Source organism: Stenotrophomonas sp. S49 (assembly GCF_016624905.1).
GTDB lineage: Bacteria > Pseudomonadota > Gammaproteobacteria > Xanthomonadales > Xanthomonadaceae > Stenotrophomonas.
Genome location: NZ_JACVUD010000115.1, coordinates 1 through 12,933 on the forward strand (window position 1 = coordinate 1; position 12,933 = coordinate 12,933).

A 12,933-nucleotide genomic window follows, 5' to 3' on the forward strand; every position below is an offset into this window, starting at 1 on the left:
GATCTGGATTGGCTGCCAAGGTAAGAAGCAGACCCCATGAGTCCAGCGGCCCGCCCCCAAAGGGGCCCGACACGTTCTAAAATCACAGGCTTGTCCCCCACCCCGATCCCCATGACCCTGCGCCTGCACAACAACCTGACTCGCCAGCTCGAACCGTTCACCCCGATCGATCCGGCCTGTCCGACCCTGTATGTGTGCGGCCCCACGGTCTACAACTACGTGCATATCGGCAACGCCCGTGGCCCGGTGGTGTTCGGGGTGCTGGCCGACCTGCTGCGGCGCCGCTTCGGCGCGCTGCGCTACGCCCGCAACATCACCGACGTGGACGACAAGATCAACACCGCCGCGCGCGAGCAGGGCGTGCCGATCAGCACCATCACCGACAAGTTCGCCGCCGCCTACCGTGGAGACATGGCTGCGCTGGGCGTGGTGCCGCCGGACATCGAGCCGGAAGTAACCGCGCACATGCCGCAGATCATCACCATGATCGAGCAGCTGATCGACAACGGCCATGCCTACGCCGCCGAGGGCCACGTGCTGTTCGCGGTGGCCAGTTTCGATGGCTACGGCAAGCTGTCGCGCCGCGATCCGGAAGAAATGCTGGCCGGCGCCCGCGTGGAAGTGGCGCCGTACAAGCGCGACGCCGGCGATTTCGTGCTGTGGAAGCCGTCCAGCGACGACCTGCCCGGCTGGGAATCGCCGTGGGGCCGCGGCCGCCCGGGCTGGCACATCGAGTGCTCGGCGATGGCCGCCGCCCACCTGGGCGAGACCATCGACATCCACGCCGGCGGCGTCGACCTGCAGTTCCCGCACCACGAGAACGAGATCGCGCAGAGCGAATGCGCCCACGGCGGCAAGGTCTTCGCCCGCTTCTGGCTGCACAACGGAATGCTCAACTTCGGCGGCGCCAAGATGAGCAAGTCGCTGGGCAACATCGAGCGCGTGCACGACCTGGTGCGCCAGCACCCGCCCGAAGCGCTGCGCCTGGCCCTGCTGTCGGCCCACTACCGGCAGCCGCTGGACTGGTCCGATGCGCTCATCGAACAGTCCGCGCGCACCCTGGACCGCCTGTACGGCACCCTGCGCGACCTGCTGGACGTGGATGCTGCGGCCGTCATTCCGGCGTCGGTGGAAGCCACCCTGGACGATGACCTGAACACCCCGCAGGCGCTGGCCGAGGTCGCCCGCATTGCTGGCGAGGCCCGCCGAGCCACCGACCCGACCGAGCGCGCGCGCCTGAAGGGCGAACTGCTCGGCGCCGGGCTGGCGCTGGGCCTGCTGCAGGCCGACCCGGCGCAGTGGTTCGGCACCGCCGCCAGCGAAGGCGACGACGATGCGCGCATCCAGGGTCTGATCGACGAACGTGCCGCAGCCAAGCAGGCTCGCGATTTCGCCCGCTCCGACGCCATCCGCGACCAGCTGGCCGCCGAGGGCATCGTGCTGGAAGACACCCCGCAGGGCGTGCGCTGGGTGCGCAAGCGCGCCTGACCGCCCTGCCCCGGGGGGGGGGCCCCGGGGCCCCCCCCCCCCCCCCCGGGGGCGGCCCCCCCCCCCCCCCGCCCCCACTGCAGAGACCGTTGTGACCGACTCCCCGTTCCCGCTTGAACCCACCGCCGCCGAGGCGCAGAGCGCCATTGCCGAAGAATTCGCCTTCTTCGGTGACTGGTCCGAACGCTACCAGTACCTGATCGACCTGGGCCGCAAGCTGCCGACCTTCCCGGAAGAGTGGAAGACCGAAGAGCACCGCCTGCTGGGCTGCCAGTCGATGGTGTGGATCGTGCCGGAAGGCAACGCGCAGTCGCTGCGCTTCCACGCCATCAGCGATTCGGCCATCGTCTCGGGCCTGATCTTCCTGGCCCTGCGCGTGTACTCGGGCCGCTCGGCCCAGGAAATCCTGGCCACCGAACCCAGCTACATCCAGGACATCGGCCTGGCCCGCCACCTGTCGCCCACCCGCAGTAATGGCGTGGCCGCCATGCTGGCCTTCATCCGCGAGACCGCGCAGGCCCAACTGCAGCGCGAACAGCCGTGACCGCCGCCGCCACTGGAGAGGAAGGCGCGCTGGCCCTGCTGGGCCGGCCCGGCTTTGCCAAGCTGCTGGCCTACCGCATCTTCGCGATGCTGTCCTACCAGGTGGTGGCCGTCACCGTCGGCTGGCACATCTACGAAGTCACCCGCAATCCGTTCTCGCTGGGCCTGGTCGGCCTGGCCGAGGTGCTGCCGTTCTTCTGCGTGGCGCCGTTTGCCGGCTATCTGGTGGACCACCTGCCGCGGCGCCGGCTGGGCATGGTCGCCTGCGCCGGGCTGGTGGCCACGGCCATCGTGCTGACCTGCGTGGCAAAGGGCTGGTTGCCGTTCCACGGGGTCTGGCCGATCTATGCGGCCATCGCCCTGACCGGCATGGTGCGTGCCTTCCTGTCGCCCATCTACAACGCCCTGTTCGCCCGCGTGCTGGCCCGTGAGCAGTTCGCGCGCGGCGCCGGGCTGGGCAGCGTGGTGTTCCAGTCGGGCATGGTGGTGGGCCCGGCGCTGGGCGGCATCCTGGTCGGCTGGGGCGGCAAGGGCCTGTCCTACGCGGTGGCCACCGGCTTCGCACTGGTCGCGCTGGGCTGCCTGGCCACACTGAAAGTGAGCGAGCCGGTGCATGACGGCCCGGCTGCGCCGATCTTCAAGAGCATCGCCGACGGCGCCCGCTTCGTGGTCGGCAACCGCATCATGGTCGGCGCGATGGCGCTGGACATGTTCTCGGTGCTGCTGGGCGGCGTGGTGGCGATGCTGCCGGCCTTCCTGCAGGAGATCCTGCACCATGGCCCGGAAGGGCTGGGTATCCTGCGCGCGGCACCGGCACTGGGTTCGATTGCGGTCGGCCTGTGGCTTGCCCGCCACCCGCTGCAGAAGAACGCCGGGCGCGTGCTGCTGTTCGCCGTGGCCGGGTTCGGCCTGTGCGTGGTCAGCTTCGGCCTGTCCCAGCACTTCTGGCTGTCGGCGCTGATCCTGCTGTTCTACGGGGCGTTCGATGGCGTGTCGGTGGTGGTGCGCTCGACCATCCTGCAGCTGGCCACGCCCGAGGAAATGCGCGGGCGCGTGTCTTCAATCAACGGCATCTTCATCAGCTCGTCCAACGAACTGGGCGCGTTCTACGCCGGCACGATGGCCAAGCTGCTGGGCCTGGTGCCGGCGGTGGTGCTGGGCGGCTGCGCGGTGCTGGGCGTGGCCGGCATTACCGCCTGGAAGAACCCGACGCTGCGGAAGTTGAACCTGCGCGACCTGCAATAAGCTCGCCGTTGTAGAGTCGAGCCAGGCAGTCGAGCATGGCTCGACGCTACAAACAAAAAACCCGGCCAAGGCCGGGTTTTTTGCATGACCACACAACGCTCTGGAATCAGTCGCCCTGCTGCTTCTGCAGGTGCTCCCAACGCTCCTGGGCGTCGATGGTGCGCTCGGCGGTCAGGCGCGCTTCCAGGCGCTCCAGGCCGATTTCTTCACCGGTATCCACGCAGTAGCCGTAGTCACCTGCTTCCAGGCGCTTGAGGGTGCTGTCGATCTTGCCGATCAGCTTACGGTAGCGGTCACGGGTGCGCAGTTCCAGCGAGTTCTCGGTCTCGCGGGTTGCACGCTCGGCTTCGTCGCCGATGTCACGCACTTCCTCGCGCAGGTTCTCGATGGTCTGCTTGGATTCTTCCACCAGGTCACCACGCCAGTTCTGCAGGCGCTGACGGAAGTATTCCTGCTGCAGCGAGCTCATGTATTCCTCTTCCGAGGACGGCTTGTAGCCAGCCGGCAGGATCGGGCGGCCAGTGGCCTCGTCGGTCTTGTATTCGATGACCTTGTACTTGCTGCGCGGGGCCGGCGCCGCCGAACGGGCGGTCACAGCCACGGCAACCTTGCCGACGGGGCGCGACACAGTCTTCGGAGCGGTATCAGGATTCACGGCAGATTTCACGGCGGTCTTGGCAGGCGATTTCGAAACGGGCACGGGATTCTTGGATTGCGGGGCCTTCGATGCAACCGGGGCTGCTGCCGCAGCCGGCTTGGGGGCCGGAGGGGCAGCAACCACGGGGGCGGTCTTGGCCGGGACAGGCTTGGCCGGAGCAGGCTTTGCGGCAGGCTTCGGTGCGGACTTCACTACGGGGGCCGGGGCCGGCTTTGCAGCCGGCCTGGCAACATTCTTTGCGGCCTTCTTTACAACGGCAGGTACGGGCGCCGGTTTAGCGGCAGCCGCCTTTTTCGCGGCGGGCTTGGCAGCACCCTTGCTGGCCACCGGCTTCGGTGCCGGCTTGGGCGCGGCCTTCTTGGCAACCGGTTTGGGCGCTGGCTTGGCGGCAGCCTTCTTCACCGGAGCAGCCTTGGCAGCGGTCTTCTTCGCCACCGGGGCCTTCTTCGCCGCGGCCGCAGGCTTGGCCTTCGCCGGCGCGGCCTTCTTGGCCACGGCGGGTTTGGCGGCCTTGGCCGGGGTCTTCTTTGCGGTGGCCTTCCTGGCCGCCGGTTGCGATGACGCCGCCTTCGCTGCCGGCTTGCTGGCCGACTTCGGGGCAACGGGCTTGGCCGCCAACTTCTTCACAACAGGCTTGGCGGTTTTCTTGGCGGCCTTGACGGCCTTCTTTGCAGTTTTTTTAGCAGCCACGAAACGCTCTTCCTTGGATTCCCCGGGGCCCGGGAAAGCGGGCCTTTATAGCCTACCCGACCGGCAGCAGCAACCTTGGGGGCCTGCTCCATTCAGTCCTGGAGCCAGCGGGCCCAACGTGGCGGCCCGAACAACCTGGCCGCCCTGCGCGGTGCGGAACCTGGCCGGCACCTGCAAGGGTGCCAGCACCGGTCGCAGGCCATCGGCGACATGCGACCAACGGCCCATCCTGCACAAATGCGGCCTTCATGCCAACTGGCATAAGATGACTGGGTGATCTCGCGCCTGCTCATCGCCCTGCTGCGCTTCTACAAGCGCTTCATCAGCCCCCTGCTGGGGCCGCGCTGCCGTTTCGTGCCCAGTTGTTCTGAATACGCGATGGAGGCCATCGGCCGCCACGGCCCGCTGCGCGGCAGCTGGCTGGCCGCGCGCCGACTGGGCCGCTGCCACCCCTTCCATCCCGGCGGCTTCGATCCAGTGCCCGAGTCTTCCCACGCTCCTTCTTGCCGTTGCACAGGAAAACACTGACATGTCCTCCACCCTCATCACCAATGCCCGCATGGTCAACGAAGGCCGCACCTTCGACGGCGACCTGCGCATCGAGAACGGCCGCATCGCGCAGATCGGCAGCGGGCTGACCCCGCGCGACGGCGAGCAGGTGGTGGACGCGGCGGGGCGCTGGCTGCTGCCCGGCATGATCGACGACCAGGTGCATTTCCGCGAACCGGGCCTGACCCACAAGGGCGACATCGCCAGCGAATCGGCGGCGGCCGTGGCCGGTGGCCTGACCAGCTTCATGGACATGCCCAACACCAACCCGCCCACGCTGGATTCGACCATCCTGGAGGCCAAGTACGAACTGGCCCGCGGCCGCGCCTGGGCCAACTATGGCTTCTACCACGGCGCCAGCAACGACAACCTGGAAGCGATCCGCGCACTGGACCCGAAGAAGGCCCCGGGCGTAAAGGTGTTCATGGGCGCGTCCACCGGCAACATGCTGGTGGATGACCCGGACACGCTGGATGCGATCTTCCGCGAATGCCCGACCCCGATCATCACGCACTGCGAAGACACGCCGATGATCGATGCCAACCTGAAGGCGTTCCAGGAAAAGTACGGCGATGCACTGACCCCGGACATGCACCCGGACATCCGCTCGCGCGAGGCCTGCATCAAGTCGACCCGCCTGGCCATGTCGCTGGCACGCAAGCACGGCACCCGCCTGCACGTGCTGCACATTTCCACCGCCGACGAACTGGCGCTGTTCGAGAAGGGCCCGCTGATCCGCGCCGACGGCAGCCGCAAGCAGATCACCGCCGAAACCTGCGTGCACTTCCTGCACTTCGCGCGCCCGGATTACGCGACCAAGGGCAACCTGATCAAGTGCAACCCGGCCATCAAGGAAGTGTCCGACCGCGAGGCGATCACCGCCGCGCTGGCAGACGATGTGCTGGACGTGCTGGCCACCGACCACGCCCCGCATACCTGGGAAGAGAAGCAGAAGCCCTATGCGCAGGCGCCGTCGGGCCTGCCGCTGGTGCAGTACGCCCTGGTGGCCGCACTGGAGCGCGTGCACGAAGGCAAGCTGACCCGCGAGCAGGTGGTGCAGAAGTTCGCCCACGCCCCGGCGCAGCTGTTCGACGTGGAAGAGCGCGGCTTCCTGCGCGAAGGCTACTTCGCCGACCTGGTGCTGGTGGAAGACGTGCCGTTCACCGTCAAGCGCGAGGACGTGCTGTCCAAGTGCGGCTGGTCGCCGTTTGAAGGCACCACCTTCCGTTCGCGCGTGGCCTCGACCTGGGTGAACGGCCAGCTGGTGTGGGACGGCAGCAAGCTGGTGGGCGAACCGGCCGGCCAGCGCATGACCTACGACCGCTGATGCGTTCGGCACTTCTGTTCGGGGCGCTGCTGTTGGCCGCGCCCCTGTTCACCGCACCGCCGGCACGGGCGCAGGATGGCATCGGCAGCCTGATCGACAGCCGCGTGGTGTTCCCGCCCAGCGCCTCGCAGGGCGCCATGGTGATCGGCAAGGTGCCGGCCGGCAGCCGCGTGCGCTACGCCGGCCGCGACCTGCGCGTGAGCAACTACGGCAGCGTGGTGTTCGGCATCGGCCGCGACGAGAAAGGCCCGCTGCAGGTGCAGGTGCAGCGCCCGGATGGCGGCAGCGAGACGGCCACGATTTCGGTGACCCCGCGCGACTGGCCGACCGAGCGCGTGAACGGCGTGCCGCCGAAGACGGTGAATCCGCCGCCGGCGATTGCCGAGCGCATCAAGCGCGAACAGGCGCAGGTGACCGCGGCGCGCGCCCGCGATGACAACCGCACCGATTTCACCCAGACCTTCATCTGGCCGGTGCAGGGCCGCATCAGCGGCCGCTTCGGCAATGCACGCGTGTACAACGGCCAGCCCGGCGCAGGCCATTCCGGCATGGATATCGCGGTGCCGACCGGCACCCCGGTGAAGGCGCCGGCCGCCGGCGTGGTCACCTTCGCCGGCCCTGATCTGTACCTGACCGGCGGCACGCTGCTGATCGACCATGGCTACGGCATCAGTTCGAACTTCCTGCACCTGTCACGCATCGACGTGAAGGTGGGGGATCGTGTCGAGCAGGGTCAGGTGATTGCCGCCGTCGGCGCTACCGGCCGCGCCACTGGCCCGCACCTGCACTGGGGCATGAACTGGTTCGATACCCGCATCGACCCGTTGCTGGTGCTGGAACGCAAATAACGCGCGCAATGCGCTTGGGTGGGGTCATGATCCGGTAGCGCCGGGCCATGCCCGGCGAGCGCATTGCGCCTTGGTAGGTGCCGACCTTGGTCGGCACGATCCCCAGAGCGTGCGGACCAAGGTCCGCACCCACCAACAGCGATCAGCCGCGTGCGGCCCACCACACGCGCAGCAGCGTGCGTACCGGGGTGGCTTCGATCGGCTTGCCTGCGGCCTGGGCGGCCACGCGAGCGCGGGCCAGGCTGGACCAGATCCGGCGCGGGCGCGGGCCGGGCACACGGGTGCCCCACCCCTTCAGCAGATGCTGCGCCCAGCGTTGGCTGGCCGTGCTGGCGTCCTCGTCCAGCAGGCTGCGCGGCACACCGGCCACGCCAGCGTCCTGCAGGCGCTGGGCCAGGGTCTGCAGTTGCACGGCACGGCCTGCGCCCTTGCGCGGGGCGTCGTTGAACAGCACGGCCTCCACCGCCGCCACGGCCTCAGCGTACTGGGCCAGCGCACGCTCGGCGCCGGCGGCGTCCAGCGCGACCGTGCGTGCCTCGACCAGATCCGGCAGGGCCTCGGCCAGCTGTGCCCATGGCGCACGCACCGGCTCCAACAGGCGCCCCAGCGGATGGCGCGAGCGCTGCCCGGCCCAGCTGCGCAGCTCTTCGCCCCACCATGCCAACTTGGCGTCGGCCGGCAGCGGATCGCCACTGGTGTTGAGCATGTCATCGAATTCCTGCAGCAGCGCGAACCACGCCACGGCCAGGTCACGTTGCGGCTCGGCCACGAAGGGTGCGGCCACCGACCATTCCGGCCAGCGGCTGCGCCACTTGTCGAGGAAGCTTTCCAGCGCGGTACTGCTCACTACGTTGTTCCTTACGGCTGGGCCGGGGCTGCCGGCCGGGTCGGCCACAGACTGGCCAGTTGCAGAAGTTCGGCGTTTTCCACCAGCACGTCGGCCTGCCAGGCCAGCGGATCGTCGCTGTGCAGGCGGTAGCCCCACAGCGCAGCCACCGACGGCATGGCCGCCGCACGCGCGGCGAGGATGTCGCGCTCGTCGTCGCCCACGTACACGCAGTCTTCGGCGGCAACGCCCATGGCCTGCGCGGCATGCAGCAACGGCAGCGGGTGCGGCTTGCGTTCGGCCAGCGTATCGCCACCCACCAGCACCGCGCAGCGCTGCTGCCAGCCCTGCTGCGGCAGGACCAGGCGCGCCAGGTATTCCGGCTTGTTGGTGACGATGCCCCACACGGTGCCGGCAGCGTCCAGCGCGGCCAGCATGCCGGCCACGCCGTCGAACAGCACCGCGTGCCGGCCGATCAGCGCCTCGTAGCGCTGCAGGAATTCGGGAATCAATGCGTCACGCGCGGCGTCGTCCAGATCCGGGAAGGCGGCGCCGACCATGGCGCGCGACCCCTTGGACACCACCGGGCGCAGCTGCGCCGGGTCCACCGGCGCGCGGCCGCGCTCGGCCAGCATCGCATCGCAGGTGGCGACGAAATCCGGCGCACTGTCCAGCAGCGTGCCGTCCAGGTCGAACAGCACCGCGCGCGGGAACGACGCGCTGCTCATTCCGGCTTGACCGCGTAGGCCAGGTAGTTGATGTCGGTGCGGCTGCTCAGCCGGGCGTGGTTGCGCCACGGCTCGTAGGCCATGCCGCTGACATCGACCAGTTGCACATCCGCCTCGCGCAGCCAGCGGGCCAGCTCGGCCGGCTTGATGAATTCCTGGTAGTGGTGGGTGCCCTTGGGCAGCAGCCGTGCCACGTACTCGGCGCCGACAATGGCCACCGCAAACGCGGCGGCAGTGCGGTTGATGGTGGACAGGAACAGATGCCCGCCCGGCTTCAGCAGGCGCTTGCAGGCCTCGATGATCGCGCCCGGGTCCGGCACGTGCTCGAGCATTTCCATGCAGGTGACCACATCGAAGCTGCCGGGCTGTTCGGCGGCCAGGTCCTCGGCGGCCTGCACGCGGTAATCCACCTTCGCGCCACTTTCCAGCGCATGCAGGCGGGCCACCTTCACCAGTTCCGGGGCCAGGTCGATGGCGGTCACCTCGGCGCCGGCCTGGGCCAGCGCCTCGCTCAGCAGGCCGCCACCGCAACCGATGTCCAGCACGCGCGCGCCGCGCAGCGGCACGCGGTCGGCCACGTACTTCAGGCGCACCGGATTGAGCGCGTGCAGCGGCTTCTGCGGGCCGTCAGCGTCCCACCAGCGGTTGGCGAGCGCGGCGAACTTGTCCAGCTCGGCCTGATCGAAATTGGAGGATGCGTGCGGGGCGGTCATGGGAAATCCTTGCGGCGCCGTCGGTCAGGCGCGGATATGGCGGATGCGCTCGCGCCACTGGCGCGCATTGGCAATGATGCCGGGCAGGTCCATGCCGACCAGCTCGCGCTGCACCAGCTTGGGCTTGCCGGCAATCCAGACGTCGCTGACCTGCTGGCGGCCGGTGGCGTACACCAGCTGCGACAGCACGTTGTGCAGCGGCTGGGTTTCCAGCGCGGACAGGTCAACGCAGACCAGGTCGGCCTGCTTGCCGACTTCGATCGAACCGATGCGCTCGCCGAAGCCCAGCGCGCGTGCGCCGCCCAGGGTCGAGGCGCGCAGCGTGGTGGCCGCGTCCAGCGCGGTGGCATCGTCGGCCACGGCCTTGGCCAGGATGGCCGCGGTGCGGTTCTCGCTGAACATGTCCAGGTCGTTGTTGCTGGCGCAGCCGTCGGTACCGATCGCCAGGTTCACCCCGGCGCGCTGCAGGGCGCAGGCCGGGCAGAACCCGGAAGCCAGCTTCAGGTTCGATTCCGGGCAGTGCACCACGCTGACACCACGTTCGGCGCACAGGTGGATTTCCGCGTCGGTCAGCTGGGTCATGTGCACCGCGATCAGGCGGTCGTTGACCAGGCCCAGGCGATCCAGCCGCGCCAGCGGACGCTGGCCGTGCAGCTTGATCGAATCGGTGATTTCCTGCGCCGTTTCATGGGTGTGCAGGTGCACCTGCATGTCCAACTGGTCGGACAGCATGCGCACGCGCTCGAAATTGGCGTCGTTCACCGTGTACGGCGCATGCGGCGCGAACGCGGTGCCGATCAGCGGGTCGCTGCGCCACTGGTCGTGCAGCTCACCGGCCTTGGCGAAGTACTCGTCATCGGTCTTGGCCCAGGCGGTGGGGAAATCGATGATGACCGCACCGACCAGCGCGCGGAAACCGTGCTTCTTGTAGACCGCGGCCTGCACGTCACCGAAGAAATAGTTTTCGTTGGCACAGGTCGTGCCACCGCGCAGCATCTCGGCAATGGCCAGGGTGGTGCCGTCGGCCACGAATTCGGGCCCGATCACCGCCGCTTCCACCGGCCAGATGTGCTGCTGCAGCCAGGTCATCAACGGCAGATCGTCGGCCACGCCGCGCAGCAGGGTCATCGGGTTGTGCGTATGCGCGTTCACCAGCCCCGGCATCAGCGCCGCGTCGGGACGGCTGACCACCTGCGCGGCGCGGAAGCGCGCGCGGGCCTCGGCACGCGGCAGGATGGCAACGATTTCGCTGCCACGCACGGCCACGGCATGGTCTTCCAGCACCACCGCATGCGGCTCGATCGGAACGACATAACCGGCTTCGATGAGCAGGTCGCAGGCTTCGGGGAGGTGCGGGCTATCGCTCATGCGGGCTCACTTGGCTGTGGGGGAACGTGATGGCAGGGGCGCGCCTGGCGGGATGCGGTAGCGCCGGGCCATGTCCGGCGGCTGTCCGCTGCGGCGCCATGGGCGCCAGCAACGGGTCCGGGCGGTGCCCGGAAAGCCGAGCATGGCTCGGCTCTACAGGTAATCCGGCTGCGCCGGATTACTTGACGCGCGAGGAGTATTCGCCCGAGCGGGTATCAACCTTGATGATTTCATCCTGGTTGACGAACAGCGGCACGCGCACCACGGCGCCGGTTTCCAGGGTGGCCGGCTTGCCGCCGCCGCCCGAGGTGTCACCACGCACGCCCGGATCGGTTTCGGTGATCTTCAGTTCAACGAAGTTCGGCGGCTGCACGAAGATCGGCGCGCCGTTGAACAGGGTCACGATGCAGGCTTCTTCGCCCTTCAGCCACTTTTCGGCGCCGCCCATGCCGGCCTTGTCGGCCTGCACCTGCTCGAAGGTTTCCGGGTCCATGAAGTGCCAGTACTCGCCATCGCTGTACATGTAGTTCATGTCGGTGTCGACAACGTCGGCCACTTCCAGGTCGTCGGTCGCCTTCATGGTCAGTTCCACCACGCGGCCGGAACGGATGAAGCGGTACTTCACGCGGGTGAAGGCCTGGCCCTTGCCCGGCTTCACATACTCGGTATCCGTGATGACCGCCGGTTCGTTGTTGACCAGGATCTTCATCCCGTTCTTGACGTCATTCATGCCCACAGTGGCCATGCTCAAGCTCCTCAAATGGCAAAACCGCCGCGGGTGCGGCGAGCCGGATAGAATGGAAAGCCCACCGGAACCCCGGTGGGCAACTGATTTATGCCCCCATGATAACCGCAGGCCCCCTCTCCATGCAGCTTTCCGCCTTCCCCCGGCCCCAGTCTCCGGGCGCGCCCGCACGCTGGCAGCAGCTCTGGCGGCAGGCACTGCGTGACCCGCAGCAGCTGCTGGCCCAGCTGGGCCTGGACCCGGCCGCGCTGGGGGTTTCCGAAGCGGCCATGGCGCAGTTCGCGCTGCGCGTGCCGCAGGGGTTCGTCGCCCGCATGCGCCACGGCGATGCCAGCGACCCGCTGCTGCGCCAGGTGCTGCCGATCGATGCGGAAATGCAGGTGGTCCCCGGGTTCAGCTTCGATGCGGTGGGCGATGGCGCGGCCAAGAAGGCCACCGGGGTCATCCAGAAGTACCGTGGCCGTGCCCTGCTGGTGGCCACCGGCAGCTGCGCGATCAACTGCCGCTACTGCTTCCGCCGGCACTTCGACTATGGCGCGGAAAACGCGGCCAAGGGCGGCTGGCAGGAGGCCGTGCAGGCCATTGCCGACGATGCGGACATCGACGAGGTGATCCTGTCCGGCGGCGACCCGCTGTCGCTGGCCACCCACAAGCTGGTGGAACTGACCGACGCGCTGCGGCAGATTTCCCACGTGCGCCGCCTGCGCATCCACACCCGCCTGCCCATCGTGCTGCCCGAACGCGTGGACGATGAACTGCTGGCCTGGCTGGGCAGCCTGCCCTGGCCGCTGGCGATTGTGGTTCACGCCAACCATGCCAACGAGTTCGATGCCAGCGTCGACAGCGCCATGGCGCGCCTGCGCGGCACCGGTGCGCAGCTGCTGAACCAGGCGGTGCTGCTGCGCGGGGTGAATGACAGCGTGCAGGCCCTGCAGGACCTGAGCGAACGCAGCTTCGCCGCCGGCGTGCTGCCGTACTACCTGCACCAGCTGGACCGGGTGGAAGGCGTAGCCCACTTCGAAGTGGACGATGCGCAGGCCAAGGCGCTGGTGGCCGGCCTGACCGCGCGGCTGTCCGGTTACCTGGTGCCGAAGCTGGTGCGGGAACTGCCCGGCGACCCGAGCAAGCGCCCGGTGTAACCCGGCATCCACGCGTGGCGTGGATCTTATCTCTTGCCGATCTGGCACCTTGGGTGCCGAGAGCCC

The 12,933-nt window shown here is 68.5% G+C and carries 13 protein-coding genes; 7 read left to right on the top strand and 6 right to left on the bottom strand.

Translation table 11 applies throughout. The features are described from left to right. Window positions 1-111: 111 nt before the first annotated feature. The 3 genes from cysS (at window position 112) to IAE58_RS18110 (ending at window position 3,276) form a co-directional block, all read left to right on the top strand. Complete coding sequence (gene cysS / locus IAE58_RS18100) at window positions 112-1,488, top strand: cysteine--tRNA ligase (protein ID WP_199934796.1); 1,377 nt, start codon at window positions 112-114, stop codon at window positions 1,486-1,488. A gap of 91 nt (window positions 1,489-1,579) precedes the next feature. After that, window positions 1,580-2,032: a SufE family protein gene (locus IAE58_RS18105; protein ID WP_108753629.1), complete on the top strand. Its 453-nt coding sequence runs from the start codon at window positions 1,580-1,582 to the stop codon at window positions 2,030-2,032. Continuing rightward, window positions 2,029-3,276 carry an MFS transporter gene (locus IAE58_RS18110; RefSeq protein WP_199934577.1) on the top strand — a complete coding sequence of 416 codons (1,248 nt, stop codon included), beginning with the start codon at window positions 2,029-2,031 and terminating at the stop codon, window positions 3,274-3,276. The genes IAE58_RS18105 and IAE58_RS18110 overlap by 4 nt, the downstream gene beginning before the upstream one ends. Before the next feature lie 106 nt (window positions 3,277-3,382). Here the strand turns inward: IAE58_RS18110 and dksA are convergent, their stop codons facing one another. After that, window positions 3,383-4,624, bottom strand: coding sequence for an RNA polymerase-binding protein DksA (gene dksA / locus IAE58_RS18115; protein ID WP_199934576.1), 1,242 nt, complete (start codon window positions 4,622-4,624; stop codon window positions 3,383-3,385). A gap of 273 nt (window positions 4,625-4,897) precedes the next feature. Here dksA and yidD point away from each other — a divergent pair, with 273 nt between their 5' ends. From yidD to IAE58_RS18130, 3 genes are read left to right on the top strand one after another with little or no spacing between them, the layout of a single operon-like run. Continuing rightward, entirely contained in the window at window positions 4,898-5,152 is a 255-nt protein-coding gene (yidD, locus tag IAE58_RS18120) for a membrane protein insertion efficiency factor YidD (RefSeq protein WP_108750139.1), read from the top strand. A 1-nt stretch (window position 5,153) separates the two neighbouring features. Continuing rightward, complete coding sequence (locus IAE58_RS18125; RefSeq protein ID WP_199934575.1) at window positions 5,154-6,500, top strand: dihydroorotase; 1,347 nt, start codon at window positions 5,154-5,156, stop codon at window positions 6,498-6,500. Continuing rightward, window positions 6,500-7,348 carry a M23 family metallopeptidase gene (locus tag IAE58_RS18130; protein ID WP_199934574.1) on the top strand — a complete coding sequence of 283 codons (849 nt, stop codon included), beginning with the start codon at window positions 6,500-6,502 and terminating at the stop codon, window positions 7,346-7,348. The genes IAE58_RS18125 and IAE58_RS18130 overlap by 1 nt, the downstream gene beginning before the upstream one ends. Window positions 7,349-7,490: 142 nt before the next feature. Here the strand turns inward: IAE58_RS18130 and IAE58_RS18135 are convergent, their stop codons facing one another. From IAE58_RS18135 to efp, 5 genes are all read right to left on the bottom strand, one after another. Beyond that, complete coding sequence (locus IAE58_RS18135; RefSeq protein WP_199934573.1) at window positions 7,491-8,195, bottom strand: squalene/phytoene synthase family protein; 705 nt, start codon at window positions 8,193-8,195, stop codon at window positions 7,491-7,493. An 11-nt stretch (window positions 8,196-8,206) separates the two neighbouring features. Continuing rightward, entirely contained in the window at window positions 8,207-8,902 is a 696-nt protein-coding gene (locus IAE58_RS18140; RefSeq protein ID WP_108753635.1) for a phosphoglycolate phosphatase, read from the bottom strand. Further along, window positions 8,899-9,615 carry a bifunctional 2-polyprenyl-6-hydroxyphenol methylase/3-demethylubiquinol 3-O-methyltransferase UbiG gene (ubiG, locus tag IAE58_RS18145; protein ID WP_108762472.1) on the bottom strand — a complete coding sequence of 239 codons (717 nt, stop codon included), beginning with the start codon at window positions 9,613-9,615 and terminating at the stop codon, window positions 8,899-8,901. Before ubiG ends, IAE58_RS18140 begins: the two co-directional genes overlap by 4 nt. Window positions 9,616-9,639: 24 nt before the next feature. Next, a complete protein-coding gene (locus tag IAE58_RS18150; protein WP_108756685.1) occupies window positions 9,640-10,983 on the bottom strand; it encodes a TRZ/ATZ family hydrolase in 1,344 nt (447 codons plus the stop codon). A gap of 178 nt (window positions 10,984-11,161) precedes the next feature. After that, a complete protein-coding gene (gene efp, locus IAE58_RS18155) occupies window positions 11,162-11,728 on the bottom strand; it encodes an elongation factor P (RefSeq protein WP_108750146.1) in 567 nt (188 codons plus the stop codon). Between the two features lie 98 nt (window positions 11,729-11,826). Between efp and epmB the strand changes: the two genes are divergently transcribed. Next, window positions 11,827-12,867 carry an EF-P beta-lysylation protein EpmB gene (gene epmB / locus IAE58_RS18160; RefSeq protein ID WP_199934572.1) on the top strand — a complete coding sequence of 347 codons (1,041 nt, stop codon included), beginning with the start codon at window positions 11,827-11,829 and terminating at the stop codon, window positions 12,865-12,867. Window positions 12,868-12,933: the final 66 nt, after the last annotated feature.